Source organism: Corynebacterium pollutisoli (genome assembly GCF_900177745.1).
Lineage (GTDB): Bacteria > Actinomycetota > Actinomycetes > Mycobacteriales > Mycobacteriaceae > Corynebacterium > Corynebacterium pollutisoli.
In genome coordinates this window covers 91,649-118,557 of the sequence record NZ_FXAR01000002.1, presented here as the reverse complement: position 1 = coordinate 118,557, position 26,909 = coordinate 91,649, and the positions used below count along the sequence as shown (strand labels likewise).

27 protein-coding genes, 6 tRNA genes, 1 other RNA gene and 1 pseudogene are annotated in these 26,909 nt (G+C 68.8%); 23 read left to right on the top strand and 12 right to left on the bottom strand.

The window, feature by feature from the left end:
- Window positions 1–97 precede the first annotated feature (97 nt).
- Entirely contained in the window at window positions 98–1,303 is a 1,206-nt protein-coding gene (locus B9Y70_RS03875) for an aminotransferase class V-fold PLP-dependent enzyme (protein WP_085548945.1), read from the top strand.
- Here the strand turns inward: B9Y70_RS03875 and B9Y70_RS03870 are convergent.
- Window positions 1,300–2,256 (bottom strand): NAD(P)H-quinone oxidoreductase, encoded by a 957-nt coding sequence (locus B9Y70_RS03870; RefSeq protein WP_085548944.1) that lies wholly within the window; start codon window positions 2,254–2,256, stop codon window positions 1,300–1,302. The two genes, B9Y70_RS03875 and B9Y70_RS03870, sit on opposite strands and share 4 nt — an antisense overlap.
- Window positions 2,257–2,317: 61 nt before the next feature.
- Here B9Y70_RS03870 and B9Y70_RS03865 point away from each other — a divergent pair.
- Window positions 2,318–2,402 (top strand) — tRNA-Ser (locus B9Y70_RS03865).
- 76 nt (window positions 2,403–2,478) lie between these two features.
- Here B9Y70_RS03865 and B9Y70_RS03860 read toward each other — a convergent pair.
- The 4 genes from B9Y70_RS03860 to B9Y70_RS03845 are packed head-to-tail and all read right to left on the bottom strand — an operon-like array spanning window position 2,479 to window position 5,548.
- Complete coding sequence (locus B9Y70_RS03860; RefSeq protein ID WP_085548943.1) at window positions 2,479–3,480, bottom strand: ThiF family adenylyltransferase; 1,002 nt, start codon at window positions 3,478–3,480, stop codon at window positions 2,479–2,481.
- The gene (locus B9Y70_RS03855) at window positions 3,477–3,938 is read right to left on the bottom strand and encodes a molybdenum cofactor biosynthesis protein MoaE (RefSeq protein ID WP_085548942.1); all 462 of its coding nucleotides are present in this window, start codon (window positions 3,936–3,938) and stop codon (window positions 3,477–3,479) included. The genes B9Y70_RS03860 and B9Y70_RS03855 overlap by 4 nt, the downstream gene beginning before the upstream one ends.
- Window positions 3,928–4,398, bottom strand: a complete 471-nt coding sequence (locus B9Y70_RS03850) for a MogA/MoaB family molybdenum cofactor biosynthesis protein (protein ID WP_085548941.1) — start codon at window positions 4,396–4,398, stop codon at window positions 3,928–3,930. Before B9Y70_RS03850 ends, B9Y70_RS03855 begins: the two co-directional genes overlap by 11 nt.
- A 10-nt stretch (window positions 4,399–4,408) precedes the next feature.
- Window positions 4,409–5,548 (bottom strand): molybdopterin molybdotransferase MoeA, encoded by a 1,140-nt coding sequence (locus B9Y70_RS03845; protein WP_085549148.1) that lies wholly within the window; start codon window positions 5,546–5,548, stop codon window positions 4,409–4,411.
- Window positions 5,549–5,576: 28 nt separating this feature from the next.
- Here B9Y70_RS03845 and B9Y70_RS03840 point away from each other — a divergent pair, with 28 nt between their 5' ends.
- Window positions 5,577–5,834 (top strand): MoaD/ThiS family protein, encoded by a 258-nt coding sequence (locus B9Y70_RS03840; protein ID WP_143337505.1) that lies wholly within the window; start codon window positions 5,577–5,579, stop codon window positions 5,832–5,834.
- Here the strand turns inward: B9Y70_RS03840 and B9Y70_RS03835 are convergent.
- Both B9Y70_RS03835 and hisC read right to left on the bottom strand, forming a co-directional pair.
- Window positions 5,831–6,208, bottom strand: coding sequence for a phage holin family protein (locus B9Y70_RS03835; protein ID WP_085548939.1), 378 nt, complete (start codon window positions 6,206–6,208; stop codon window positions 5,831–5,833). The genes B9Y70_RS03840 and B9Y70_RS03835 overlap by 4 nt on opposite strands.
- Window positions 6,209–6,211: 3 nt before the next feature.
- Window positions 6,212–7,234 carry a histidinol-phosphate transaminase gene (gene hisC, locus B9Y70_RS03830; RefSeq protein WP_085548938.1) on the bottom strand — a complete coding sequence of 341 codons (1,023 nt, stop codon included), beginning with the start codon at window positions 7,232–7,234 and terminating at the stop codon, window positions 6,212–6,214.
- A gap of 80 nt (window positions 7,235–7,314) precedes the next feature.
- Here hisC and B9Y70_RS03825 point away from each other — a divergent pair.
- The 6 genes from B9Y70_RS03825 to B9Y70_RS03800 all read left to right on the top strand — a co-directional run bounded on the left by B9Y70_RS03825 (window position 7,315) and on the right by B9Y70_RS03800 (window position 11,815).
- Window positions 7,315–7,403, top strand: a tRNA-Ser gene (locus B9Y70_RS03825).
- Window position 7,404: 1 nt separating this feature from the next.
- Window positions 7,405–7,480, top strand: a tRNA-Arg gene (locus B9Y70_RS03820).
- A 105-nt stretch (window positions 7,481–7,585) separates the two neighbouring features.
- Window positions 7,586–8,392, top strand: a complete 807-nt coding sequence (locus B9Y70_RS03815) for a VOC family protein (protein ID WP_143337504.1) — start codon at window positions 7,586–7,588, stop codon at window positions 8,390–8,392.
- Window positions 8,393–8,455: 63 nt separating this feature from the next.
- On the top strand, window positions 8,456–9,814 hold the full coding sequence (gene mgtE / locus B9Y70_RS03810; protein WP_085549147.1) for a magnesium transporter: 1,359 nt from the start codon (window positions 8,456–8,458) through the stop codon (window positions 9,812–9,814).
- Between the two features lie 236 nt (window positions 9,815–10,050).
- Window positions 10,051–11,655: an SLC13 family permease gene (locus B9Y70_RS03805; RefSeq protein WP_085548936.1), complete on the top strand. Its 1,605-nt coding sequence runs from the start codon at window positions 10,051–10,053 to the stop codon at window positions 11,653–11,655.
- Between the two features lie 84 nt (window positions 11,656–11,739).
- Window positions 11,740–11,815, top strand: a tRNA-Arg gene (locus B9Y70_RS03800).
- Between the two features lie 98 nt (window positions 11,816–11,913).
- Here the strand turns inward: B9Y70_RS03800 and B9Y70_RS03795 are convergent.
- Window positions 11,914–12,921, bottom strand: a complete 1,008-nt coding sequence (locus B9Y70_RS03795; protein ID WP_085548935.1) for a prephenate dehydrogenase — start codon at window positions 12,919–12,921, stop codon at window positions 11,914–11,916.
- Between the two features lie 37 nt (window positions 12,922–12,958).
- Here B9Y70_RS03795 and B9Y70_RS03790 point away from each other — a divergent pair, with 37 nt between their 5' ends.
- From B9Y70_RS03790 to tgt, 6 genes are all read left to right on the top strand, one after another.
- Window positions 12,959–13,456, top strand: a complete 498-nt coding sequence (locus B9Y70_RS03790; RefSeq protein WP_085548934.1) for a tRNA adenosine deaminase-associated protein — start codon at window positions 12,959–12,961, stop codon at window positions 13,454–13,456.
- On the top strand, window positions 13,453–13,929 hold the full coding sequence (locus B9Y70_RS03785; RefSeq protein WP_273044630.1) for a nucleoside deaminase: 477 nt from the start codon (window positions 13,453–13,455) through the stop codon (window positions 13,927–13,929). Before B9Y70_RS03790 ends, B9Y70_RS03785 begins: the two co-directional genes overlap by 4 nt.
- Before the next feature lie 66 nt (window positions 13,930–13,995).
- Window positions 13,996–14,205, top strand: a complete 210-nt coding sequence (locus B9Y70_RS03780) for a CsbD family protein (RefSeq protein ID WP_085548932.1) — start codon at window positions 13,996–13,998, stop codon at window positions 14,203–14,205.
- Window positions 14,206–14,266: 61 nt separating this feature from the next.
- A tRNA-Ser gene (locus B9Y70_RS03775) sits at window positions 14,267–14,354 on the top strand.
- A 104-nt stretch (window positions 14,355–14,458) separates the two neighbouring features.
- The gene (locus B9Y70_RS03770) at window positions 14,459–16,942 is read left to right on the top strand and encodes an MMPL family transporter (protein ID WP_085548931.1); all 2,484 of its coding nucleotides are present in this window, start codon (window positions 14,459–14,461) and stop codon (window positions 16,940–16,942) included.
- Window positions 16,939–18,180, top strand: coding sequence for a tRNA guanosine(34) transglycosylase Tgt (tgt, locus tag B9Y70_RS03765; protein ID WP_085548930.1), 1,242 nt, complete (start codon window positions 16,939–16,941; stop codon window positions 18,178–18,180). The genes B9Y70_RS03770 and tgt overlap by 4 nt, the downstream gene beginning before the upstream one ends.
- A 3-nt stretch (window positions 18,181–18,183) precedes the next feature.
- Here tgt and B9Y70_RS13135 read toward each other — a convergent pair whose 3' ends face one another.
- From B9Y70_RS13135 to B9Y70_RS03755, 3 genes and pseudogenes are all read right to left on the bottom strand, one after another.
- Entirely contained in the window at window positions 18,184–18,639 is a 456-nt protein-coding gene (locus tag B9Y70_RS13135) for a TOBE domain-containing protein (protein WP_275886733.1), read from the bottom strand.
- A 147-nt stretch (window positions 18,640–18,786) separates the two neighbouring features.
- Window positions 18,787–18,852, bottom strand: a pseudogene (locus B9Y70_RS13130) (hypothetical protein); the annotation flags it as partial.
- A 90-nt stretch (window positions 18,853–18,942) separates the two neighbouring features.
- Entirely contained in the window at window positions 18,943–19,677 is a 735-nt protein-coding gene (locus B9Y70_RS03755; protein WP_085548929.1) for a queuosine precursor transporter, read from the bottom strand.
- 18 nt (window positions 19,678–19,695) lie between these two features.
- Here B9Y70_RS03755 and gluQRS point away from each other — a divergent pair, with 18 nt between their 5' ends.
- From gluQRS to aqpZ, 3 genes are read left to right on the top strand one after another with little or no spacing between them, the layout of a single operon-like run.
- Window positions 19,696–20,601, top strand: coding sequence for a tRNA glutamyl-Q(34) synthetase GluQRS (gene gluQRS, locus B9Y70_RS03750; protein WP_085548928.1), 906 nt, complete (start codon window positions 19,696–19,698; stop codon window positions 20,599–20,601).
- A 22-nt stretch (window positions 20,602–20,623) separates the two neighbouring features.
- Window positions 20,624–21,052: a PAS domain-containing protein gene (locus B9Y70_RS03745; protein WP_085548927.1), complete on the top strand. Its 429-nt coding sequence runs from the start codon at window positions 20,624–20,626 to the stop codon at window positions 21,050–21,052.
- Between the two features lie 51 nt (window positions 21,053–21,103).
- Entirely contained in the window at window positions 21,104–21,874 is a 771-nt protein-coding gene (gene aqpZ / locus B9Y70_RS03740; RefSeq protein ID WP_240309125.1) for an aquaporin Z, read from the top strand.
- 140 nt (window positions 21,875–22,014) lie between these two features.
- Here aqpZ and B9Y70_RS03735 read toward each other — a convergent pair.
- Window positions 22,015–22,100: transfer RNA gene (locus B9Y70_RS03735), tRNA-Ser, on the bottom strand.
- A 143-nt stretch (window positions 22,101–22,243) separates the two neighbouring features.
- Here B9Y70_RS03735 and ffs point away from each other — a divergent pair.
- From ffs to B9Y70_RS03710, 5 genes are all read left to right on the top strand, one after another.
- An RNA gene (ffs, locus tag B9Y70_RS03730) (signal recognition particle sRNA small type) lies at window positions 22,244–22,340 on the top strand.
- Between the two features lie 80 nt (window positions 22,341–22,420).
- Window positions 22,421–23,692 (top strand): aspartate aminotransferase type Ic, encoded by a 1,272-nt coding sequence (locus B9Y70_RS03725; protein ID WP_085548925.1) that lies wholly within the window; start codon window positions 22,421–22,423, stop codon window positions 23,690–23,692.
- A complete protein-coding gene (locus B9Y70_RS03720) occupies window positions 23,693–24,211 on the top strand; it encodes a suppressor of fused domain protein (RefSeq protein WP_085548924.1) in 519 nt (172 codons plus the stop codon).
- Between the two features lie 18 nt (window positions 24,212–24,229).
- Window positions 24,230–26,497, top strand: a complete 2,268-nt coding sequence (locus B9Y70_RS03715) for a DNA polymerase III subunits gamma/tau (protein ID WP_085548923.1) — start codon at window positions 24,230–24,232, stop codon at window positions 26,495–26,497.
- 49 nt (window positions 26,498–26,546) lie between these two features.
- Window positions 26,547–26,870, top strand: a complete 324-nt coding sequence (locus B9Y70_RS03710; RefSeq protein ID WP_085548922.1) for a YbaB/EbfC family nucleoid-associated protein — start codon at window positions 26,547–26,549, stop codon at window positions 26,868–26,870.
- The last annotated feature ends 39 nt before the right edge of the window (window positions 26,871–26,909 follow it).

The following is a 26,909-nucleotide window of genomic DNA, read 5'->3' as shown; positions in this document are numbered from 1 at the left end:
ACCAGGTGTTTCCGGGCTGATACGGGGTGGCGGGGGCGAAGGTGCTTTCGGCACCGCGAAGGGGCATACTGGACGGACGCGTGTGAGAGGAGAAGTAATGGTCTATGACGTCGCCGGGGTGCGGGGACGGTATCTGTCCCTGGGCGATGGGTGGACCTATCTCAATGCGCACCAGTGCCCGCAGATTCCGGAGCGGGTGTCGGCGGCGGTGTCGCGGTCCTTCCGTCTGGCCGCGGCGGCCGCGGAGATGGAGGCCCCGTCGGGGTCGCATTCCCGGGCCTACGCCCCGGGTCGTCTCCAGGGGGAGTCGCTTGTCGACGACGCCCGCCTCGCCGTCGCCGACCTGTGCGGCGTCACCCCGGACCGGGTGATCCTGGGGCCCGACCTGCCGGTTCTGTATTCGCGGCTGGCGCGGGCGCTGCGCCCGCTGGTGCGCCGGAACTCCTCGGTGGTGCTCTCCGGGCTCACTGACGCGCAGGTGCACGAGCCTTTCACGGAGCTGGCGGGGGAGGTGCGCACGGCCCAGCCGGATCTGGGGACCGGGGCGCTGCCGGCCTCGCAGTACCGCCATCTTGTCGACGGTTCGACCCGTCTCGTCGCCCTGTCGGCGGCGCATCCGCACCTGGGCACGGTCGCCCCGGTGGCAGAGATCATCGACCACACCCGTTCCCGCTCCCGGGCGTGGGTGCTTGTCGACGCCGCCGCCTACCTGCCCTACCGCCCCCTCGACGTCGCCGAGTGGGACGCGGACATCGTCGCCGTGGACGTCGCCCAGCTGGGTGGCCCGCAGGTCGCGGCCCTGGTGTTCCGCGACACCGCCATGTTCCGCCGCATCGACCCGCTGCCGGAGACCTCTGTGGCTCCGGGCCTGGCGGGTGGCGTGCCCGCGCTGGTGGATCACCTCGCGGATCTCGGCGGGGAGGGCGGCGGTACCCGGCGCACCCGTCTCCACCGCTCCATGGAGGAGCTGGCGGAGTACCTCGACGGGCTCACCCGGGACCTCGTGCAACTGCTGGGCCCCCTGTCGTCGGCGCACATCCTCGGTGTCTCCGGGGAGGCCGGGGACGGGGGACGCGGGGAGCGGATCCCGCGCCTGTCCTTCGCGGTGCGCGGTGTGCCCGCCGCGACGGTTCACCAGCGTCTGCTGGACAACGGGCTGGTCACGACGATTCTGCCCGACTCCCCGCTGGCCACCGACATGGGTGTCGAGGAGGTCGGCGGGGCGGTGACGGTCTCGCTGAGCCCGTTCACCACGCGTCACGACCTCGAGCACCTCACCCGGGTCGTCGCCTCCCTCGCCTAGGCCTCGAGCACCAGCTTGCCGGTGACCTCACCGGAGTCGAGCAGCTCGTGGGCGGCCGCTGCCTCGGAGAGCGGGAAGGTGGCGTGGATGTGGTGCCTGACGCGGCCGTCGGCAAGCAGGGGCCACACGTTCTCGACCGTGGAACGCACGACCTCCGCCTTGCCCTCCAGGGAACGCGCGCGCAGCGTCGTACCGCGGACGGTGAGGCGGCGGGGCAGGAGCGCGCCGAGGTTGATCTCGGTCTTCACGCCGCCCTGCAGGCCGATGATGATGAGCTGGCCGTCCTCCGCCAGGGAGCGGAGGTTCTGCTTGAGGTACTTCGCGCCCATGATGTCGAGGATGATGTCGCAGCGGCCCGTGAGCTCCTCGGAGAAATCCTGCTCCTTGTAGTTGATGAGGATGTCCGCCCCCAGCTCGCGGCACGTCTCCAGCTTCTCGGCGCTGCCGGCGGTCACCGCGACGGTGGCACCGAGCTGCTTGCACAGCTGGATGGCGAACGTGCCGATGCCGCCCGCACCGCCGTGGATGAGCACCGTCTGGCCCTCGCGCAGGCCGGCGAGCATGCCCAGGTTCGACCACACGGTGCAGGCGACCTCGACGACGGCGGCGGCCTCGGTGAGCGAGTAGCCCTCCGGGATCGGCATGAGCTGCCCCTCCGGGACGGCGACGTACTCGCCGTAACCGCCGCCGGCCAGCAGGCAGGCGACCTCCTCGCCCTTCTCCCGGCCGGTGGTGCCCGGATCCTCGATGATGCCCGCGCACTCGAGGCCGATGATCTCGGAAGCACCCGGCGGCGGCGGGTAGTGGCCGCGGGCCTGCAGCAGATCGCCGCGGTTGACGCCGGCGGCGTGCACCTTGACCAGCACCTCACCGTCCTGGAGCTGCGGGGTGTCGGTCTCGACGAGCGCGAGGGAGCGGGGATCGTCCTGGTCGGTCAGTTCAATAGCCTTCATGGCATCCCAGGGTAGGGAAATTCCAGGTGCGGGGGTGGCTCGGGTAAAGTGTGCCGGGCAAGGAGACGTGGCAGAGCGGCCGAATGCACTGGTCTTGAAAACCAGCGAGGGTCACACCTCCGCGGGTTCAAATCCCGCCGTCTCCGCTCCCGGAACCCGGTTCAACGTCGTTGGACCGGGTTTCTCACGACTACAGGTCTTGAGCGTGTTCATGGCGTCAGCCTAGCGCAGTGACCAGCCCTGATAGCCGCCCCGCAGGCTCACCGCCGGGACGCCGCGGGCGAGCAGTGCCTGCACCGCCTGCGCGGACCGCACCCCGGCGGCGCAGTAGACCACCAGCTCGCCGGGCGGCACCGGGGCGCCGGCGAGGACCTCGCCCAGGGGGATGCACACCGCGCCGGGGATGGTGCCGTGGACGGTTTCGTGGGGTTCGCGGACGTCGAGAAGCACGGCGTCGGCGGGGATCCCGGTGACCTCGGGGACGACGTTGACGGGTGGGCCTTCGACGCGCAGCCGCGCGACGGTCTCCGGTCGGCCGGTGACGGGGATGTACTCCCAGCGGCCGGTGAGGGAGGAGTAGTAGCCGAGGGTGCCGATGAGCGGCTCGCCCAGGCCCGTGAGCAGCTTCAACGCCTCGGCGGCCATGGCGGAGCCGACGACCCCGACGACCGGACCCAGCACCCCGGCCTGCGCGCAGTTGGGCACGGAACCCGGTGGGGGCGGGGTGGGGAAGAGGTCGTCGTAGACGGGGCCGTGGTCGGCGTGGAAGACGGAGAGCTGGGCGTCGAACCCCAGGATGGAGGCCCACACGTGGGGGATCCCCAGGTGGGCGCACGCCGCGGAGACGACGTGGCGGGTGGGGAAGTTGTCGGCGCCGTCGAGGACGACGTCGGCACCGTCCAGCACCGACAGAGCACGCGGCCAGGTGAGGCGCTGCGTGATGATGTCGACGCGCACCTCCGGGTTGAGCGCCAGCATCGACTCGCGTGCCGACGCCGCCTTAGAATGCCCCACACGCTCGTCCGTGTGGATGACCTGGCGGTGGAGGTTGGAGGTCTCGATGATGTCGTCGTCGATGACGGTGATCCGCCCGACCCCGGCCCCCGCGAGGTAGAGCAACGCGGGCGAGCCGAGGCCGCCGGCGCCGACGACGGCGACGTGGGCGTCGGCAAGCAGCTGTTGACGGTCCCCGATGAGGGTCTCCTGGCGCAGGTAGCGGCTCATTCCAGGCCCACCCACTGGGAGGAGCCGTCGGTGAGCTCCTGTTCCTTCCAGATCGGCACCTCCGCCTTGACGCGGTCGGCCAGCTCGGAGGCGGCGGCGAAGGCGGCCCCCCGGTGCGCGGCGGCGGCGAGCACGACGAAGGCCGTGTCGCCGATGCGCAGGGGGCCGGTGCGGTGGGCGGTCCACAGGCGCACGTCGGGATGCTTGTCGACGACCGCGTGCGTCACCGCCCCGATCACCTCGTCGGCGCTCGGGTGGGCGGTGTAGGTCAGCGTGCGCACCCGCTGCCCGCCGTCGTGATCGCGGACCACGCCCTCGAAGAAGACGAGCGCGCCCATGGCGTCGGTGAGGGTGGCGGCGCGGGCCTCGGCGATGCGGGGCTCGAGGGGGTCGGTGGTCATGAATGCGGCGATGACCTGGCCGGTCTGCTCGGCGACGTAGGCGGGGTCAGTGGTCATGGTGGCCTTCCAGCTGGTCGAGGAGGTGCGGGAGGAGGGGCTCGAGAACCGCGCAGCCGTCGCGGACGCCGCCGGTGGATCCCGGCAGGGTCATGACGAACGTGCGGCCCGCGAGGCCGGCCACCGCCCGGGAGATAACGGCCGTCGGGGTGGATTCCAGGCCGCGGGTGAAGAAGGCGTGGACGATGCCGGGCAGTTCCCGGTCGAGGTGCGGGACGATCGCGTCGACGGTGCGGTCGTCCGGGGTGACGCCGGTGCCACCCGAGGTGAGCAGCACGGACGGCCCCTCCGCGAGGGCCTGCGCGACAGCCGCGGGGATGTCGGCGTCGGCGACGACCCGGGCGTCGGGGGTGTCCAGGCCGAGTCCGCGGAGGAACTCGACGGCGAGGGGTCCGGAGCGGTCGGGGTAGGTGCCCGCCGCCGCGCGGGTGGAGGCGACGATGACCAGGCCGGTACGCATGACAGGGCTCCTAGAGCGGGTAGACGGTGACGTTGTCGCCCGCGGACGCGCCGCCGGCGGGGATGCGGATGAGGCAGGTGGCGTCGGCGGCCTGCCCGAGGAAGTGCGATCCGGCGCCGCCGAGGGGAACGGCCCGGGCACCGTGGGTGCCGCGGAGGAACTGGTCGCGGCCGGGCAGCCCGGGGGCGTCGGCGGCCACCGGGAGTTCGACCGGCGGCGGCGCGTGCCCGAGCAGCGGGGCGACGAAGAGCCGGAAGCTGACCAGCGTGGAGATCGGGTTGCCCGGCAGGGAGATGACCGGCGCGCCGCGGAACGTCGAGATGCCCTGCGGGCCGCCCGGCTGTTGCGCGACCTTGCCGAACCAGCCGCCCTCGAGCACCTGGCGGACCACCTCGAACTTGCCCGCGGAGATGCCGCCGGAGGTGATGATCGCGGTAGGACGATGCTTATCGACGCCCGCCTCCAGCTCCCGGGCCAGCGCCTCCGGATCATCGTCGGTCCGGACGACGCCGCGCACGTCGATCCCCGCCCGCTCACAGAGAGCGCGCAGCAGCGGGGTGTTGACGTCCGGGATGCCCGCCGCCCCGCCGACCCCGACCTCGGCGCCGCCGGTACACAGGAGCACGCCCGCCCGCGCGAGCACCTCCACCTCGGAGACCCCCTGCCCGGCGAGGACACCGAGGTGGAGCGGGGTGAGGGGGACGGGGGCGTCGATAAGCAGCTGACCTGCGGTGACATCGACGCCGGCGCGGCGGATGAACTGACCCTCCGGGGCGGGCGGAGTGCGCAACCGCGTACCCGGCTCCAGGAACTCCGGCGGCTCGCAGGTCTCCACCGCGACGACGGCGACGGTGCCGCGCGGGAGGCGCGCCCCCGTCATGATCGGCGCGGCCCGCCCGCCGAGACCCTCCGGATAGAGCGCGTCGGGATCCTGACCGGCGGCGATGGTGGGGCCGACCTCGTACGTGCCGCCGGGGGAGGGCAGCGCGAAACCGTCCATCTGGGAGTTGTCGAACAGCGGCGAATCGGCCACCGCGTGGAACGGCGCGGCGAGCACCCGGCCGAGGGCCGCCCCGAGCGGCACGGTCTCGGTGCCGCGCGCGGGCAGGACCGCAGCGACGGCGGCGGCGTGATCCTCGGGAGTGCGCATGCGGACCATGATAATGCAGACTGGAGCCGTGGAAATTCACTATTTCGCCGCCGCCCGCGCCGCCGCCGGATGCGACTCCGAGACCGTCGCCGACGTCCCGGCCACTCTCGGGCAGCTTCTCGACGACCGCGCCTCCGCCCACACGGGCCGTACCGACGCCGGCATGAGCTTCGCCGAGGTCCTCGAACGCTGCACGTTCCTCATTGACGGACGCAACTCGACCCGCGACGCCTCCCTGGAGGGGGCCGCGCGGGTCGACGTGCTGCCGCCGTTCGCCGGAGGTTAACGCCTCGGGGCGACCATCCCGGTGACGAGCCCCAGCACCCACGTCGCCACGCCCATGACCACCGCGCCGATGAGCGCCGCGATGAAACCGTCCACCTGCAGACCCAGGCCCAGCACCCCGGACAACCAGCCGGTGAACATGAACAGCAGCGCGTTGATGACCAGCGCGAAAAGGCCCAGCGTCAGCACCGTCAGCGGCGTGCCGATCGCGTGTGCGACCGGGCTGACGACCGCGTTGACGGCCATGAACAGCACCGCCACCCAGATGAACGCCCACGGATCATCCGCCGGCGAGACGGAGATGCCCGGCACGATGCGCGTGACGAAGAACAGCGCGATCGCGGTGGTGATGATGCTCAGCAGCAGTCGGATCATGACTTACAGTCCTGCCTTCTCCCAGGCCGCCAGCAGCTGGTCGGCCTCCTTCTCGGTGGTCACGGTGATGCGCACGCCCTCCGGGAAGGCGCGCACGAGCACGCCCTGCTCGGCCAGGCGCTCGGCGACGTCCTGCGCGTCGACACCCGGCAGCCAGATGAAGTTCGCCTGGCTGCGACGCGCGCCGAGGGCGTCGGCCACGCGGTCGCGCTGCGCGACGGTCTCCTCGGTGCGTTCCAGCAGCTCATCGGCGCTGGCCAGGCTGGCGACGGCCGCCGCCTGCGCCACCGCGTTGACGCCGAAGGGGATGCACACCTTGTCCAGTGCGCCGATGAGTTCGGTGGAGCCGAACGCGTAGCCCACGCGCACACCCGCCAGGCCGTACGCCTTGGAGAAGGTCCGCAGCGCCACGACGTTGGGGTAGCGGGTGACCGCCTCGGTGCCGATCACCGTGTCCTCCGCGCGGTTGTACTCGAAGTACGCCTCGTCCAGGCCGACGACGACACTCTCCGGCACCCGCGCCATGAAGTCGTGGAACTCCGCGTCCGTGATGACGGCACCGGAGGGGTTGTTCGGGTTGCACAGGAAGATCAGCTTCGTGCGGTCGGTGATGAGCTCGGCCATGCGGTCGAGGTCGTGGCGGCCGTCGTCGAGAAGCGGGACCGGCACCGGGGTCGCGCCGACCACCTGCGTGAAGATCGGGTACGCCTCGAAGCTGCGCCACGCGAAGATGACCTCATCGCCCGGGCCCGCGGTGATCTGCACCAGCTGCTGGCACAGCGCCGAGGAACCGCAACCGACCGCCACCTGCTCCGGGGTGACCTCCAAATGCTCGGCCAGGGCCTCCTTGAGGTCCATCGCGAACATGTCGGGGTAGCGGTTCGCCTGCATCGCCGCCTGCGTCATCGCCTCCACCGCCGCCGGCAACGGAGTGGTGGCCACCTCGTTGGAGGACAGCTTCAGCGCATCAGGCCGGCGCTTTCCGGGAACGTAGGCGGGCAGGGCTGCGAGGTCAGGGCGGATCATGCGGCTGATTCTAGGCGGTTTGGCTCTCCGGCGGCCCGACGGGTAGGATTCCTGCAGTTGCACCATTCAGGTGTGCGGCTGGAGACGTGCCAGAGTGGCCGAATGGGGCTCCCTGCTAAGGAGTTGCCTGCTTTGCGGCGGGCCGGAGGTTCGAATCCTCTCGTCTCCGCGCGCCCGTAGCTCAACGGATAGAGCATCTGACTACGGATCAGAAGGTTGGGGGTTCGAATCCCTCCGGGCGCACCAGTGTCAATCCCGGTTCCTCTGCAGGGGCCGGGATTTTTCCTGCCCCGGGTATGCCTTCGAACACCTCCGGGACCTGTGTCCGGCCCGTGTCCTACCGTCACCCGCATGACGAGAAAGCACAGGGCCGGCGACCCGGCCTGGATGGATCTGCGGATGGCGGCCGACGACGACGCCACATGGACAGCGCAGGAGTTCTACCGGGAACTCTTCGGCTGGGAGTTCCACACGGAGAGCGACGACGAGGGCTGGATCTACCGCGGCAACGACATCGTGGGAGGCTGCCATCTCGGCGGTGACGGCTCCGGATGGCGCGTGTACCTCAAGGTCAACGACCTCCGGGCGAAGATCCGGAGAATCATGGGCACCGACCCCTGGCGCAACATCACGCTGCACAACTCGCAGGAGAACCCGACCGCAGTCATCGAGGTGCACGACTCGATCGGCCTGTGGGAGGGTGACGGTGGATTCGTCTGGGATGAGGGGCACGGCACACCCGCGTGGATCGACCTGTACTCGTGGAATCACCGCAGCTCGAAAGCGTTTTACGCCACCCGTTTCCGGTGGCGCTGGGTCGAGGAGTACGAGCCGAAGATCACCATGGGCGGCCCACCCTTCTACCACGCCACCGAGCGCGCCGGGATCACCGAAGAGGTTGGCTGCATTCCCACCCCGTCGTGGACCATGCCGGGGTGGAGCCTGCACATCCGGGTCGACGACATGGAGAAGGCCCTCGAGCTGGTCCCGCGACTCGGTGGTGAGACGCTGTACGGTCCGTACCGGGCACCGGCCGGCATGCTGGCGGGAATCGTCGACCCGGCGGGGAACCAGCTCGGCCTCATCTCCGGCGACCGGGTGGACCCGTGGGAGATCTGGGGCGGGCCACCGCGCATCATCCCGCTGGAGGAGTTCTAGTCCCGACAGCCATCCTCTTCCCGATCAGGTAGCGTTGACCAGCGGATGAAGGGAGGTGCCGCCATGGCCGACGTCGATGCCCTCGACCGTCTGGAGAAGATCATCCGTGCGGACGGGGGAGTTCCTCCGGAACGCGCGGCGGAGCTCTCCGAGCTTCTCGACGATCCCCCGATCAAGGACGTCGTCGCCCTCGTCGAGCGTTCCTCGGCGGTCCGTGCGGCGGTGATCCTGCGTCTGCTGTCACGGCAGCGGGCGATCGCGGTGTTCGATGCACTCGACGCCGCCCATCAGGCGGATCTCATCGACGCCCTCGGCGACGAGTCGGTCACCGATTTCTTCGGGGAGCTCGATCCGGACGACCGGGTCTCGCTTCTCGACGAGCTGCCGGCCGAGATCGCCGAACGGTTCATGCGCACCCTCGACACGACGGAGCGTGACATCACCGGTGTCGTCCTCGGTTACCCGAAGGGGTCGATCGGTCGTCGCATGTCGCCGGAGGTGCCGCACATCTACGACGACATGACCGCCGAGGAGATCCTGCAGAAGCTGCGGCGCGTGGCGCCCGACGTCGAGACGATCTACACGCTGCCGATCATCACCCGCGACCGGCGCCTGGTGGGCGTGACCTCGCTGCGCGACCTGTTCACGGCGGAGGGGGCCACCCCGGTGGCCGACCTCATGGCGACGCCGGTGTTCGCCCACGCGCAGGACGAGGCGGAGGCCACCGCCCGCTGGTTCGTGCCGCTGGACATGCTGGCGATGCCGGTGGTCGATGAATCGGAACGCCTCGTCGGCGTGCTCACCTTCGACGACGCCGCCGACATCCTCGAGGAGGCCGACTCGGAGGACACCGCCCGATCGGGTGCCTCCGAGCCGCTGCAGCAGCCGTACCTGTCGACGCCGCTGGTGAAGATCGTGAAGTCGCGCATCGTGTGGCTGCTCGTCCTGGCCGTCTCTGCGCTGCTCACGGTGCAGGTGCTCGACACCTTCGAGGACACCCTTGCCGCCGCGGTGGTGCTCAGCCTGTTCATCCCGCTGCTCACGGGCACGGGCGGCAACACCGGCAACCAGGCGGCGACGACCGTCACCCGTGCCCTGGCCCTCGGCGACGTGCGACCGCGGGACGTCGCCGTTGTCGCGTGGCGTGAGATCCGCGTGGGCATGCTGCTGGGTGCCGTGCTCGGTTCGCTCGGTTTCGTGCTGGCGACGCTGGTCTACGGGCTCAGCATCGGCATGGTCATCGGTTCGACGCTGCTGCTCGTGTGCACGTTCTCGGCGACGGTGGGTGGGGTCATGCCGATCATCGCGAAGAAGGTCGGGGCGGATCCGGCGGTGTTCTCCAACCCGTTCATCTCGACACTGTCGGACGCGACGGGCCTCATCATCTACTTTCTCATCGCGAAATCTGTACTCGGACTCTGATGCTTCTTCCAGCTTCCGTTTAAGTTCCCGATCCCCCCGAACTGGGGGGATTTTCGTCGTCGCAGAGGCCTTTTTCGGCAGGTGAAGGTCGTATTCCCCAATGGGGTGACCTGATGCACTGGATTGGCCAAAAGTGGTGTCGTCCATTTATGTAACACGTAGGAAGTGCTCTCAATTTTGCGATCGCTTCACCCAGTCCTGTTAAAAACACACCACAGAAGGATCGTGCACCCACCATGAGCACTCCTCACTCCGACGTGGAGACCCGAAAGGCAGAGGCGGCGGTCGAACCGGCACCGGGCGACCTCAGCGAGACCCGCGACCCCCGCGAGTGGCATCGCCAGGCCTTCGGCATCATCCTCGGTCTGGTCCTCGCGGCCGTCGTCTACTTCATCTTCCCCTCCGATGCCCCCGAGACTGTCATGCAGTCCGCCGGCGCCGACCCGGAGACCGATTACTCTCATCAGGCCATGCGTGTCGTCGCCGCCACCACTGTTCTCATGGGTGCCTGGTGGATGACCGAGGCCATTCCGCTGGCTGCGACCGCACTGCTGCCGATCGCGATCTTCCCGCTCGCGGGCGTCGCGGCGTTCGCTGCCGTGGGCTCCCCCTACGCCAGCTCCACCATCTTCCTGTTCATGGGTGGCTTCCTGCTGGCTCTGGGTCTGCAGCGCTGGAATGTGCACCGCCGCCTGGCGCTGGCCGTCGTTCTGGCCGTGGGCACCAGCCCGAAGCGACTGATTCTCGGCTTCATGATCGCCACCGGCTTCCTGTCCATGTGGGTGTCCAACACCGCGACCGCCGTCGTCATGCTGCCCATCGGCCTGTCTGTGCTGTCCCTGACCGCCGGCCTCGTAGGCGGTATGCGCAAGCAGAAGAAGTTCTCGACCGCCCTCATGCTGGCCATCGCCTACTCGGCGTCGATCGGCTCCCTGGGTACCCTCATCGGTACCCCGCCGAACGCCCTGCTCGCCGGTTACATGGCGGAGTCCCACGACATCGTCATCGGTTTCGGCCAGTGGATGCTCGTCGGTGTTCCGGTGGCCGTGATCTTCACCATCATCGCCTGGCTCGTGCTCATCACCGTGTTCAAGCCGGAGATGGACGAGATCCCGGGTGGTCGTGAGCTCATCCGCGAGGAGATCAAGAAGATGGGCCCGTGGACCCAGCCGCAGATCTCCGTCACCATCATCTTCGTGCTGGCCGCCCTGTCCTGGGTCTTCATCCCGCTCATCATGGACTGGACCGGTTCCGCCCTCGGTTACAACGACGCCATCGTCGGCATCATCGCCGGCCTGCTGATGTTCACCATCCCGGCCGACGGCAAGACCGGTGTCCGCCTGCTCGACTGGAAGACCGCCAACGAGCTGCCGTGGGACGTCCTGCTGCTGTTCGGTGGCGGCCTCTCCCTGTCCGCCATGTTCACCAACACCGGCCTGTCCCTGTGGATCGGTGAGGCCGCCAAGGGCCTGCAGGTCCTGCCGACCTTCCTGCTCATGGGCGCCGTCGCCCTGCTGGTCCTCGTACTCACCGAGTTCACCTCGAACACCGCGACCGCCGCGACCTTCCTGCCCATCATGGGTGGTGTCGCCGTCGGTATCGGTCTCACCGGGGCCACCGAGATGAACGTCCTGCTGCTCACCATCCCGGTCGCCCTGTCCGCCACCTGTGCGTTCATGCTGCCGGTCGCGACCCCGCCGAACGCCATCGCCTTCGGCTCCGGTTACGTCAAGATCGGCGACATGATCAAGGGCGGTATCTGGCTCAACCTCATCGCGGTTGTCCTCATCACCCTGGCCGCCTACTTCATCGCCGTCCCGGTCTTCGGCCTCGTCGTCTAAAACGGTCCTGACCTGGCGATTTGTCTGTTCTGACTGCTGCCATGTAATGTTACATCTCGTTGCACGGCAGCAGCCGGACAGCAAGCGCCCGTAGCTCAACGGATAGAGCATCTGACTACGGATCAGAAGGTTGGGGGTTCGAATCCCTCCGGGCGCACCATTGTCAATCCCGGTTCCTCGCGAGGAACCGGGATTTTTCATGCCCCGAATGCACGCCGGTTCCGCGGCACCCGGGGGCACACTCGAGTGTTGATCCCCCTAGAAGATGTCGATGCGCGCACCCAGGGACTCGGCCTGGACGAGCTGGCTGACCCAGCCGGCCGCGCCGGGGTGGAGGCGCAGCAGGGGGCGGGAGGAGATCTTCACGGGGGAGACGGATTCGCCGCGGGCGCCGTGGCGGGCCTCGAAGCGGACGCGCGCGGCGTAGCCGGAGTCGGCGAGCTGCGAGATGTCGGGGCGGGGCTTGGCCAGGGAGGCGCGGGCGTCGTTGAGCAGGTCGAGGGCCTCGTCGAGGGCGACGACGACGGCGTCGGCGTTGGTCTCGCACATGGCGCGCACGAGGGAGGGCTGGGTGCCGGCGACGCGGGTGGAGTCGCGGAAGCTGCCGGCCGCCAGGGACTGGGCGAGGGCGCCGCCGTTGTCGCCGACGATGGCGAGGGTCTCGGCGAAGACGTGCACGAGGTGGGAGATACGGGCGACGGCGGCGTCGTGGTGGTCGACGCGGGCGGGGATGGCGTCGGCGCCGACGGCGAGGATCATGCGGACGACGTCGGTCCACAGGGAGATCCACTCGTCTGAGGCGTCGGGGGCGTGGTCGTAGGTGATCACCCAGGCGGCGCGGGTGAACAGGCCCTCCTGGGAGGCGGACCAGCCGGAGTCGGCGGTGCCGGCCATGGGGTGGCCGCCGACGTAGCGGTCCTGGAGGCCGCGTTCCTTGACCAGGGCGTACACCTCGGCCTTGACGGAGACGACGTCGGTGAAGCCGCAGGAGGGGGCGTGGTCGACGATGGCGTCGAGCATGCCGGGGATGGCGGGCATGGGGGCCGCCATGACGATGAGGGCCTTGTCCTCCTCGGCGCGACGCAGGGTGTCGGCGAGGTCGTCGGAGGCGTCGAAACCGGCGTCGTTGGCGGCGCGGGCGCCGGCGCCGGAGCGGTTGTAGCCGTAGACGTGGACTCCCCGGGCGGCGAGGTCGCGCATGAGCGAGCCTCCGATCAGGCCCAGGCCGAGGATGCAGATGGAGCGGGTAACGTTCGTCGAGGTCACCTGACAAGTGTCCCACAACAGGACTAGTCTCACCGGTATGGAACACGAGGAGTACGGCCCGAGCTTCGCCGTCACCGCCACGCGGGTGGACGGCCACTGGCAGGTGCGCGCCTTCGACGACGACTTCTCCTCGCTGGACACCTCGGTGAAGGCGGTGCTCGCGCTGCGTAGTGAGGGTCCGGCCTTCGCCCTGCTGTGCGTGGACGACGATTATTTCGTCATTGTCCGCCCCACCCCGAACGGCGTGCAGGCGCTGGTCTCGGACGCGACGATGGCGGTCGACGATGATTTCGCGGCGGAGATCCTCACGGAGCTCGACGCGGAGATCCCGGACCTCGATCCGGATGAGCTCGACGACGTCGACGGGTGGGCGGACGGTGATTTCGACTTGCTCGCGGATCTGGGGTTGAGCGAGGAGGTGCTGGGGGTCATCGCCGACGATGATGATCTGTGGCCCTCGGAGCAGCTGGTCCGCATCGCGGAGGAGCTGGGCTTCGCCGATGAGCTTGTCGACGTCGCGGGGCTCGACGATTGATTCTGCCCCGCGAGGAAGGTCTGGAACGCGCGGAGCGTCTCATGCGGCGCGCCCTGGAGGTGGCCCGCACGACGCCGCCCGGGGATGTGCCGGTGGGGGCGGTGCTCTACGGGCCGGACGGCCGTGAGTTGGCGGTCGCCACGAATCGGCGGGAGGCCGACGGCGATCCGACCGCGCATGCGGAGGTGCTGGCGATCCGGCGGGGCGTCGATAAGCACGGCGACGCGTGGCGTTTGACCGGGTGCACGCTCGTGGTCACCCTGGAACCGTGCACCATGTGCGCGGGCGCGCTGCTCGGCGCGCGGGTGGGGGAGCTCATCTTCGGGGCGTGGGAGCCGAAGACGGGCGCCTGCGGCTCGCTTATCGACGCCGTCCGTGCCCCCGGTCAGCTGCATCGTCCGCAGGTGCGGGGCGGGGTGCTGGAGGGCGAGTGTGCTGCGCTGCTGGAGGGCTTCTTCGAATCTTTACGTTAATGTTATGCGCCATTCGACATGCGTCGGTACAGTGGGATCTACGTCACATCAACGAAAGGTAATGACATGAGCATCGGAGACAAGGCAGAGAAGCTCGGCGGCAAGATCAAGGAGGGCGCCGGCAAGGTGACCGACAACGAGCGCCTCGAGCACGAGGGCAAGGCCGACCAGACCAAGGCCGACTTCAAGGAAGGTGCCCGCGAGGCTGGTCGTGACGTCAAGGAGGCGGGCGACCGCATCCTCGGCTCCGCCCAGGACGCCAAGCGCGACCGCTAATTTGTCAGGCCGCGACACGCTCGTTTAGTCTTGACCGAGGTCGTCTCATCGACCCGAACAAGGTGGCGTGTCCGAGCGGCCGAAGGTGATCGCCTCGAAAGCGATTGTTGGGTAACCCCCAACCGAGGGTTCAAATCCCTCCGCCACCGCAGTGTGAAGGCCCCGACCGATGGTCGGGGCCTTCGTTCATGTCGGGGTGCCTCGGTAGACTGGCCGTGTTTGGTTGTCTCTCACATGAGGAAGCCCATTTACCGTGGCTAAATTTCTGTTCAAGCTGGGACGCTGGTCCTTTCACCGCAAGTGGATTGTCATCCTCCTGTGGCTGGTGACGCTGGCCGGTGTCGCCGGTGCCGCCGTCTCCTTCCAGAAGCCCTTCTCCAACGAGTTCTCCATCGGCGGCACCCCCGCGATCGAGGCGACGAAGGTCCTGGTGCAGAAGTTCCCCGAGGGCGGCAACCCCGTCAACGCGGCGGGCGTCAACGTGGTGTTCGCCGCGCCGGAGGGCGAGCAGCTGGCCGACCCGGAGAACTCGGCGGCCATCGACACGGTGGTCACCCACATCCGGGACAACCTGCCGGACCTCACCGGCACGGAACGCTTCGGCAACCCCGTCGAGGTCTCGCCGGCCCTCCAGGAGGGGGTCGTCGAGATGATGACGGAGCAGGGTCTGCCGGAGGAGACCGCGCGGGATGACGCGTACAACCTGCGCATGCTCTCCGACGACGGGCGGATCGGCTACACCACCTTCACCATTGACGTGCCCTCGTCGATGGACGTCACGGACGAGCACCGGCGCATCGTCAACGAGGCGATGGACATGGGCCGTGAGCAGGGCATCACCGTGGAGGCCGGCGGCGCCGGTTTCGGTGACCCCATCACGGTGAAGACGAGCAGTGAGATCATCGGCCTGGCGATCGCGTTCGTGGTGCTCATCGTCACCTTCGGTTCCCTCATCGCGGCCGGTCTGCCGGTGCTCACCGCCGTCATCGGGGTGGGCATCGGCGCGCTGACGATCATGATCGCCACGGCCTTCGTCGAACTCAACAACATCACCCCGGTGCTGGCCGTCATGATCGGCCTGGCCGTGGGCATCGACTACGCGCTGTTCATCCTCTCCCGCTACCGGGCGGAACGCACGCGCATGCCCGCCGACGAGGCCGCGGGCATGGCGGTGGGTACCGCCGGATCCGCCGTCGTCTTCGCGGGTGCCACGGTCATCATCGCGCTGGCCGCGCTGACGATCGTCAACATCGAGTTCCTCACCGCGATGGGCCTGTCGGCCGCGTTCACCGTGTTCGTCGCGGTGCTCGTGGCGCTCACGTTCATCCCGGCTCTCCTCGGCGTGCTGGGCGACCGCACGTTCAAGGGCCGCGTCCCCGGTGTGGCGGGCAACCGTCTGAAAAAGGACGTCCGCGACGGGAAGCGCCGCCGCGCGAAGCCGACCATGGGCAACCGCTGGATCCGCTTCGTGCGCCGCGTCCCGGGCCTGGTCATGGCGGTCGTCGTGCTCACCCTCGGTGCCCTGTCCTACCCGGTGCTCAACATGGAGCTCTCGCTGCCCTCGGACTCCACGTCCAACCTGGACACCACGCAGCGCAAGTCCGCCGACCTCATGGCCGAGGGATTCGGCGAGGGCGTCAACGCCCCCTTCCTCGTCATCGTCGACGCGGACGACGTCAACCCGGACGCCCCGGCCCTGGCCCCGCTCGTGCAGGCCCAGGAGTCGATGGCGGCGGAGGGGGAGCCGGTGGATCGTCGGGAAGCGGCGGTGACCAGCTCCTACCTGTACACCGTCGGCCAGCTGAAGAACGTCGGCGGCGTGCAGCACGCGCAGCTCATCGGCATGAACCCGGACACCAACGCGGCGCAGATCCTGGTCACCCCGTTCACGGGGCCCGACGACCAGTACACGACCCAGGTCTCCCACGCCCTGCGCGAGCAGGGGGAGCAGATCGCCGACGCCACGGGCGCCGACATCGGCCTCACGGGCCTGACCGCCGTGCAGATGGACATCACCGAACGGCTCTCCGGGGCGATGCCGCTGTACCTGGGCATCGTCGTCGGACTGGCGATCTTCCTGCTGCTCGGCGTGTTCCGCTCGGTCATGGTGCCGCTCGTCGCCGGCCTCGGCTTCCTGCTCTCCGTGGGCGCCGCCTTCGGCATGACCGTGCTCGTGTGGCAGGAGGGGCTGTGGGACCTGGTGAACACCCCGGCGCCGCTCATCTCCTTCATGCCCATCTTCCTCATCGGCGTCACCTTCGGTCTGGCGATGGACTACCAGGTCTTTCTGGTCACCCGCATGCGCGAGCATTACATCAACCTGCGGGTCAAGGCCCACGAGAACCCGGACCCCGACACCCCGCGGGCGGTGTCCCGGCTCGACGCCGTCGAGGAGTCCACCATCGTCGGCTTCACCCGCGGTGCCCGCGTCGTCACCGCCGCCGCGCTCATCATGATCGCCGTGTTCATCGCGTTCATCGACCAGCCGCTGCCGTTCATCCAGATCTTCGGCTTCGCCCTCGGCGTGGGCGTGTTCTTCGACGCCTTCTTCGTCCGCATGGCCCTCGTGCCGGCGACGATGTTCCTCATGGGCAACGCCACCTGGTGGATCCCCCGCTGGCTCAACCGCCTCATCCCCCGCATGGACATCGAGGGCGCCGCCCTGGAGAAGGAGTGGGAGGAGCGGCACGCCGCCGAACAACTGCATCGCAAGGAAATGGAGAAGGTCACCCCATGACCGACCTGTCATTCACGCTCGGGACCGAACTCGGCTCCGGGCCCGGCCGCCACGGGCGCACCGGCACGATCCACACCCCGCACGGGGACATTCAGACGCCGGCGTTCATCCCGGTCGCCACGAAGGCCACGGTGAAGACACTTACCCCGGAGCAGATCGAGCAGACCGGCGCGCAGGCGATCCTGTCGAACGCCTACCACCTCTACCTGCAGCCCGGCGCCGACATCGTCGACGAGGCCGGGGGAGTGGGGCGCTTCGAGAACTGGTCGGGGCCCACCTACACCGACTCGGGCGGCTTCCAGGTGATGAGCCAGGGTGTCGGCTTCCAGAAGACGCTCACCATGGAGCAGAAGGACGGCCAGGACTGGGGCCGCGAGAAGAAGAGCATGGCGCGCGTCGACGAGGAGGGCGTGGACTTCGTCAGCTTCATCGACGGTTCCCGCCACCGCTTCACGCCGGAGATCTCCATGCAGATCCAGCACCAGCTCGGCGCGGACATCATCTTCGCCTTCGACGAGCTGACCACCCTCATGGACACCCGCTCGTACCAGGAGGCCTCCGTCGAGCGCACCCACCGGTGGGCGGCGCGCTGCATCGACGAGCACAACCGCCAGACCGCGCTGCGCGAGGGCAGGCCGCTGCAGTCGCTGTGGGGTGTCATCCAGGGAGCCCAGTACGAGGACCTGCGCCGGCAGGCCACCCGCGATCTCGTGGAGCTTTCCGACGCCAGCGTCGCCGCCGGGCAGCGCGGCTTCGGGGGATACGGCATCGGTGGGGCGCTGGAGAAGGAGAATCTGGGCACGATCGTGGGGTGGGTGTGCGATGAACTGCCCGTCGACAAGCCGCGTCACCTGCTGGGCATCTCCGAGCCGGACGACATCTTCACCGCCGTGGAGGCGGGCGCGGACACCTTCGACTGTGTCGCCCCGACCCGCCTGGCGCGCCGGGGTGGTGTGTACACCCTCGACGGGCGTCTCAACCTGGTCAACGCCGGGTTCAAGCGGGACTTCCGCGGTATCGACGAGGAGTTCGGCGGCTACGTCTCGGAGAACTACTCCCGTGCCTACCTGCGGCACCTGTTCAAGGCGAACGAGTTCCTCGGGATGACGCTGTGCACGATCCACAATCTGAGCTTCATGATCAGGCTGGTGGACAATGTCCGCGCCTCGATCGAGGGAGGGTACTTCGAGGAGTACCGTGCGGAGTTCATGGGCCGGTACTACGCGAAGAAGAAGTAGTGCCTACGCCGGCAGCGCCCAGGCGCGGGAGCCGGGGGTCGACAGCCGGACGCGTGTACCCTCCGGGTGGACGTCGGACTCCTCCGGGTTGGCCAGGCTGGCCAGCAGCCGCTGACCCTGCCAGTCGAGCTCGTAGTCGATGCGCTCGCCCATGAACGCGGAGACCGTGACGGTGGCCAGATCCCCGGCGTCCGGGGTGTCCGGCTGGACCGGCGTGAGCTGCAGGGCCTCGGGGCGGATGAGCAGCACCGCCGGGGCGTGGCCGTCCGCGAGGTCGGGGTGCGCGGGGACGGTGATCCCCTGCCCGAAGGCGGTGATGCGCGCCCCGTCCTCCTCCACGCAGGCGTCGTCGACGTCGATGAGGTTGGCGCGGCCGACGAAGCCGGCGACGAAACGGGTGGCGGGGCGGCGGTAGAGCTCGGAGGGGGAGGCCACCTGCTCGATGCGCCCGGCGTTCATGACGACGACGAGGTCCCTCATCGCCATCGCCTCGGACTGGTCGTGGGTGACGTAGACGGCGGTGGCCCCGAGCTCGCGCTGCAGCTGGCGGATGCGCAGGCGCATGCGCTCGCGGAGGGTGGCGTCGAGGTTGGACAACGGTTCGTCGAAAAGCATGACCTGGGGGCGGGTGACCATGGCGCGGGCCAGGGCGACGCGCTGCTGCTGGCCGCCGGAGAGCTGGCCGTGAACGGACTCGTACCCGCGTCACCTTTCCCCACGCATATTAAAGTGCCGTCAACTGCACATTAATATGCGGTGAACTCAGTAGCCTTCCCGCTTCTTCACCCACGCGATCGCCGCGTAGGTCAGCGGCAGTAGCGCCACCTCGATGAGCGTCTTCCACAGGAAACCCACGACCACGTAGTTGATGAGGTCGGCGACCGTCGCAATCCCGATCACCGGGGCCGCGATGAGGCAGAACAGCAGGGTGTCGCCGAACTCACCCACCACCGTCGAGCCGATGAGGCGCGCCCACAGCGACTTCTCGCCGGTGCGCTGCTTGATCTTCACCAGCACCCACGAGTTGAGCAGCTGTCCCACGACGTACCCCGTCAGTGAGGCCAGCACGATCTGCGGCACGAGGCCCAGGATGTGCGCGAACTCGTCCTGCGAGCCGTAGAAGTCCGCCGGCGGCAGCCAGATCGCCACGTAGAACGACACCACCGCCAGCAGGGTCACCGCGAAACCGGTGAAGATGGCGCGCCGGGCCGCCCGGAAGCCGTAGCACTCGGCCAGGACGTCGCCGAGGACGTAGGCCAGCGGGAAGAGGAAGAAGGCGCCGTCGGTGATGAGCGGGCCGATGGCCACGCCCTTCGTCGCCAGGATGTTGGAGATGAGGAACACCGCGACGAAGAACGCCACGATGATCGGGTAGTAGCTGCGCTGCAGGGGGATGAACCGGGTCGTGGTCATCCCCTGCCCAGGTGCGGGATCGGTGTTGGTCACGACAAGGATGATCCCACACCGCTGCTGCAGAGCGTGGGCGGGTTCCGTCATTCCCGCTACTCTGGAATCATGACTGAGCATGCCGGCCGTTACGCCCCGTCGCCTTCCGGAGACCTGCACTTCGGCAATCTCCGCACCGGCCTGATCGCCTGGCTCTTCGCCCGGCACACGGGCCGGAAGTTCCTGCTGCGGGTGGAGGACATCGACACGCAGCGTTCGACGATCGACTCGGCGCACCGGCAGATCGACGATCTGCTCACGCTCGGCCTCACCTTCGACGGGGACATCCTGTACCAGTCGGAGCGGTTCCCCGCGTACCAGCGGGCGCTGGACATGCTCGGCGCCCGCGGTCTGGTCTACGAGTGCTACTGCTCGCGCAAGGACATCCAGGATTCGGCCCGCGCCCCGCACACGCCTGCCGGTTCCTACCCGGGCACGTGCCGGGATCTGTCGGATGCGGAGCGGGAGGTGAAGCGGCAGGAGCTCGCCGCGCAGGGCCGGACCCCGGCGCTGCGCCTGCGGGCGGACGTCGACGAGTTCACCGTCGAGGACCGCTACCACGGTTCGTACACCACCGAGGTCGATGACTTCGTGCTGCGGCGCGGCGGCCAGGCACCCGACTGGGCGTACAACCTGGCGGTCGTCGTCGACGACGGTTATCAGGGCATCGACCAGGTGGTCCGCGGCGACGACCTGCTCTCGTCCACCCCGCGCCAGGCCTACCTGGCGACGCTGCTCGGCATTGATCTGCCGGAGTACGCCCACGTGCCGCTCGTCGTCAACGAGCAGGGACAGCGTCTCGCGAAGCGCGACGGTGCCGTGACGCTGCGCGAGATGCTTCTCGACGACCCGGTCCACCGCATTGTCGAGAAGCTCGCCGCCTCCATGGGGTACCCGGGCGTGAACACCCTGCAGAAGCTCCGCGACGTCTTCGATCCGGCGGATCTGCCGCGCGAACCGCTGGTGTGGCGCTGATCACCTTGGTAGTTTTGTCCGTATGAACCAGGACAAAATCGCCGAGCGCATCGTCGCGGACACCCTCGACGCCATCATCTACTGCGACCGCTCCGGCACCATCGAACTGTGGAACGCCGGCGCCGAGCGCATCTTCGGCTGGACCCCCGCCGAGGCCGTCGGCCAGAACCTCGACATCATCATCCCCGAGAAGCACCGCGACGTGCACTGGAAGGGCTGGGAGCGCGTCATGGAGACCGGCGAGACGAAGTACGGCGCCGACCCGCTCGCCGTCCCCGGCCTGCACAAGGACGGCTCCACCATGTCGCTCGAGTTCTCCATCATGATGCTTCACGACGACGCCGGCCGCATCGAGGGCATCGCCGCCATCCTGCGCGACGTGTCCAAGCGCTGGAAGCGGGAGAAGGAGTTGCGCGCCCGAGTCCGCGAGCTGGAGTCGCAGAAACCTTAGAGCAGGCTAAAATCCGGGGTGTCCTGAATGTCCACAGACAGTAGGGGCATCATGCACTCCAGCATGACGTCGCGACTCGCGGCAGAATTCCTCGGAACCTTCGTCCTCGTCTTCGGCGGTGCCGGCAGCGCCATCTTCGCCGCCTCCGTCCTCGCCGGCGACAACAGCAACATCAACATGGGCATCGGCTTCGTCGGCGTCTCCCTCGCCTTCGGTCTCACCGTCCTCACCATGGCCTACGCCGTCGGCCACATCTCCGGCGGCCACTTCAACCCCGCCGTCACCCTCGGCGCGGTCCTGGCCGGGCGCGTCGAGCCCGCCGCCGTCGTCCCCTCCTGGCTCGCCCAGCTCATCGGCGGTGTCTCCGCCGGTGGCGTCCTGTGGGTCATCGACTCCGGCAAGGAGGTCTTCTCCGCCGTCGAATCAGGCTTCGCGACGAACGGTTACGGCGACCTCTCCCCGGACGGCTACTCCCTGGCCGCCGTCCTCATCGCCGAGACCGTCCTCACCGCGATCTTCCTCTACATCATCCTCGGCGCCACCGACCGTCGCGCCCCGCAGGGCTTCGCCCCCGTCGCCATCGGCCTGGCCCTCACGCTCATCCACCTCATCTCCATCCCGATCTCCAACACCTCCGTCAACCCGGCCCGTTCCCTCGGCGTGGCCGTCTACGCAGGCTCGGAGCCCCTCATGCAGGTGTGGGCCTTCTTCGTCGCCCCGCTGCTCGGTGCCGCCATCGCCGGCTTCACCTACAAGTTCCTCTTCCCGGACCAGTCGGATCACCTCATGGAGGACATCGGAGCCCCTGCCGAGGTCCGCTAGCGCCCGACAGGTAGATCGCCGGTACGTTCCGCGATTCTCGGGGTGGAAAAACCGCAGAACGTACCGGCGATCACCCTTCCCTGCGTCGAAAAGCACTTCAGGGCCTCCCACCAACGGTGGAAGACCCTGAAAGTCATCTGCGGAGGATGTGGGATTTGAACCCACGAGGGTATTGCTACCCGCACGCGTTCCAGGCGTGTGACATAGGCCGCTAGTCGAATCCTCCTGAGCACCACAACCGCGGTAACCGTGGTCGCTGTGTTCTCGTGAAACAGTACACAACATCGCGCTGAAAACACAAATCGCAGGTCAGGGGCGTCGATAAGCGGGGGAGTTGGCTCTTCACGGCGGGCATGGGTTAGAGTTGTCGGCAGGATCCCGCGCGGCGTTCATCTTGTGAACTCCCCCAGGGCAGGAATGCAGCAAGGGTCAGCGAGCTCTGACGGGTGCGCGGGATCCCCTTTTTTGATTCGGGGGAATCTCACTTTGCGGCGTGAGCGTCTAACATTGTGGCCGAACACTCCCGATGGAAGGCAGGCCCCTAACGTGACGCTCCTCGACTTCGAATCCGACCGGCTCGCTGAGTTCGCGGCGCAGGTCCGCGCAGAGTACGACGACCTCAAGGCCAAGAACCTCAAGCTCGACCTCACCCGCGGCAAGCCGTCCTCCGAGCAGCTCGATTTCGCCGAGCATCTGCTGGCGCTGCCGGGGGAGGATGATCACACCGACGCCGACGGGGCGGACGTACGCAACTACGGCAATCTCAAGGGCATCCGTGACATCCGTGAGCTGTGGGCCGACGTCCTCGGCGTGGATCCGGAGCTGCTCATCGCCGGTGACGCCTCCTCGCTCAACATCATGTTCGACCTGGTGTCCTGGTCGTACGCCTTCGGCAACAACGACTCCGAGCGTCCGTGGCGCGAGGAGGAGAAGGTCCGCTGGATCTGCCCCGTCCCGGGCTATGACCGCCACTTCACGATCTCCGAGCAGTTCGGCTTCGAGATGGTCACCGTCCCGATGCTCGAGGACGGCCCCGACGTTGACGCCATCAAGGAGCTGGTGAAGGATCCGCAGGTCAAGGGCATGTGGGCGGTGCCGGTGTTCGGAAACCCGACCGGCATCACCTTCTCGGAGGAGGTGTGCCGTGAGCTCGCCGCCATGGAGACCGCCGCCCCGGACTTCCGCATCGTGTGGGACAACGCCTACGCCGTGCACACCCTCACCGACGAGTTTCCGCCGGTCCACGACGTCGTGGGCATGGCCGCGGAGGCCGGCCACCCGAACCGTTTCTGGGCGATGTCCTCGACCTCCAAGATCACCCTCGCCGGCGGTGGCGTGAGCTTCTTCCACTCCTCCCGGGAGAACCTCGACTGGTACCTGTCCCTCGCCGGTGTCCGCGGCATCGGCCCGAACAAGGTCAACCAGCTGGCCCACGCCCGCTACTTCGGTGACGCCGAGGGTGTCCGCGCCGTCATGCGCAAGCACGCCGGGTCGCTGGCCCCGAAGTTCACCCGCGTCCTCGAGATCCTCGAGCGTCGTCTCGGCGAGTACGAGGTGGCCCGCTGGACGTCCCCGCAGGGTGGTTACTTCATCTCCCTCGACGTCATCGACGGCACCGCCTCCCGCGTGGTGGAGCTGGCCAAGGAGGCCGGCATCGCGCTGACGGGTGCGGGTTCCTCCTTCCCGCTCAAGGATGACCCGAACAACCGCAACATCCGCCTGGCCCCCTCGCTGCCCCCGGTGGAGGAGCTGGAGGTCGCCATGGACGGTGTGGCCACCTGTGTGCTGCTGGCGGCCGTCGAGAAGCTCGGCGCGTAGATGAACCGCGACGACACCATCTACTGGATCGACCAGCTCATCCCAGGTGAGCTGGAGGTCGGCGAGGATGTCGTCACCGCGGATCTCGGCGACGGGCAGGCTGTGGCGGTGACGCTCGGTTTCGCGGACGTCGACACCGGGCTCGTCGCCGTCGACGAGGGCATCGACGTGCGTTCGGAGCTCATCGTCGTGGCCCGCGCAGACGCAGCGGATCTGACGGCGGTGCTGCGGGCGGCCGTCGGGAAGCTCACGGCGGCGGGCGGGATCCTGCCCGCCCAGCCGGGCACGATGCTGCCGCAGCTCATCGAGGTCGACTCCGTCGGCCATGCCCTGTTCGTGCCCCCGTACCTGTGGGGCGGGGAGACGCCGCGTGTCACGGAGCCCGAGCGGCTGACCGTGCTGCTGCAGCTGGTCATGCTCACCGACTCCGAGTACGCCTACGCCGTCGACGAGGGCCCGGGAGCCCTCCAGCAGGCCCTGGGAGAGGCCGGGATCGATCTGCTCGACTGGACCCGCTAGCCGGGTAGAGTTGGCGCCGTGGCTCTCTACAGGAAATACCGTCCCGCCTCCTTCGCCGAGGTCGTCGGCCAGGAGCAGGTGACCCGACCCCTGTCGGTGGCCCTCGACTCCGGTCGCATCAACCACGCCTACCTGTTCTCTGGTCCGCGTGGTTGCGGCAAGACCTCGTCGGCGCGCATCCTGGCGCGCTCCCTCAACTGCATCGAGGGGCCGACGTCGAACCCGTGCGGCGTGTGCCCGTCGTGCGTGTCGCTGGCCCCGGGCGGGCCGGGCAACCTGGATGTCACGGAGCTGGACGCCGCGTCGCACCGCGGTGTCGACGACATGCGTGAGCTGCGCGATTCCGCCATCTTCGCGCCCGCCGAGTCCCGCTACCGCGTGTTCATCATCGATGAGGCGCACATGATCACCCGCGAGGGTTCCAACGCGCTGCTCAAGATCGTGGAGGAGCCGCCGGAGCACCTCATCTTCATCTTCGCCACGACGGAACCGGAGAAGGTCATCGGCACCATCCGGTCGCGTACGCACCACTACCCGTTCCGCCTGCTCACGCCGCAGTCGATGCGCGGGCTGCTGGAGCGCACCGTCGCCTCCGAAGGTGTGCACGTCGACGATTCGGTCTACCCGCTGGTCATCCGCGCGGGCGGCGGTTCGCCGCGCGACTCGCTGTCCATCCTGGACCAGCTCATCGCCGGCTCAGGCCCGGAGGGCCTGACGTACGAGGTGGCGTTGCCGTTGCTGGGCGTCACCGATCTCTCGCTTATCGACGCCGCCGTCGACGCCCTCGCCACCGGCGACCGCGCCGCGCTCTTCCAGACCGTCGACGACGTCATCGAGGCCGGCCACGACCCCCGCCGCTTCGTCGAGGATCTGCTCGAGCGGCTCCGTGACCTCATGGTGCTGCAGGCCGTGCCCGACGCCTTCGACCTCGGGCTCGTCGACGCCCCCACCGACCGCGCCACCGTCCTGTCCGGGCAGGCCTCGGGTTTCACCGCCGGGCAGCTCGCGCAGCTCGCCGCCACCGTCAACGACCGCATCGCCGACATGCGCGGAGCCACCTCCCCGCGCCTGCTGCTGGAGATCCTCTGCGCCCACCTGCTGCTGCCCGCCGCACCCGTGCAGGGTGCCGGGGGAGTGGCCGCCGTGGCCGCCCCGGCGGCGCAGCCCGCCCCGGCTGCCGCCCCCGCCTCTTCCGCCTCCTCGGGCAAGGTCTTCGAGCGCCCCTCCGTGCGTCGGGCCCGCGAGGAGGCGGAGAAGAAGGCGGCCGAGGCAGCTGAGGCGGCCCGCGCGCCGTCGCAGCCGTCGGAGCCCCAGTCGGCACCGAAGCCGGAGTCGGCACCGGAGCCTGCGGCGCAGGCGGCCCCCGAACCGCCGAAGGCCCCCGAGCCGGCACCGGAGCCCGAGCCGGTGCAGGACCCCGTCGAGACGCTGCGTTCCCGCTGGTCCGCCATCCGCGACGAGGTCGCCCGCCAGAACAAGGTGGCCGCCATCATGCTGGCGGAGGCCCGCGTGCTCGGCCTCAAGGACGACACCCTCGTCCTCGGCCACAACACCGGTGCCCTGGCGGAGCGGCTCAACGCGGAGTCGAACAACGCGGTCATCGCGAAGGTGGTGTCCGAGGAGGCGCGCCGCGAGCTGCAGGTCCACTGTGTCATCGGTACCGACCCGGCCGCCGCCGGGTTCAGTCCGGTCGAGAAGAAGGAAACGTGGAACCCGCAGTCGCAGGCCCCCGCTCCGCGTGAGACCGCAGGCGCCGGCACCGGCTCTGCCGGCAGCGCTGATGCCCCCGAGGAGCCCGAGAGTCCGGCCCCCGCTGAGACACCCGCCGACCCCCCGACGACCTCGTCGTGGGGGAAGCCGCGTGCTCTCGGCGGTGACGCCTCCCCGGCTCCTGCTCCCACTCCCGCGAAGCCGGCACAGACACCACCCACCCCGACACCGCCCGCCGCGGAGAACAAGCCCTCCTGGCAGCGCATCGCCGAACGCGGGCGGGCCAACGCCGCCCGTCAGGCCGCCGAGCGCGCCGCCCGGCCCTCCTTCGACGACGGGGTGCCCCTGCCGCCGGAGCCGATGGACGACCATGAGGCCCCGCCGGAGGAACCGGCACCGGCACCCGCCCCGGAACCGCAACCGGCGGCGTCAACGGTGACGGCGGCGACGTCGCAAAGCGAGGAAGAGGAGGAGATGCTGCAGGCCGCGCAGGAGCCGGGCAACTTCGACCGGCGCGACGCGACGACCATCGCGGTGGAGCTGCTGGAGCAGGAACTCGGCGCGCGTCGCCTGTGAGTCGGTAGACTTGCCGACGACAAAAACACTCCCGATGAAAGGCACCACCATGACTCAGCCGGATATGTCCCAGCTCCTCGCCCAGGCCCAGGAGATGCAGGCCAAGCTGCAGCAGGCGCAGCAGGAGATCCTCGCGACCGAGGTCACCGGTGAGGCCGGCAACGGTCTCGTCAAGGTCACCATGACCGGTGGTGGCGAGGTCACCAACGTCGTCATCGACCCGCAGGTCGTCGACCCGGAGGACGTGGAGACCCTGCAGGACCTCGTCACCGGCGCCTTCCGCGCCGCCCACGAGCAGGCCGGCAACCTCGCCGCCGAGAAGATGGGTCCGCTGTCCCAGGGCGGCGACCCGTTCGGCGGGATGCTCGGCTAGTCACGTCACCCGCAACCCCCGATTCGGTTGAATCGGGGG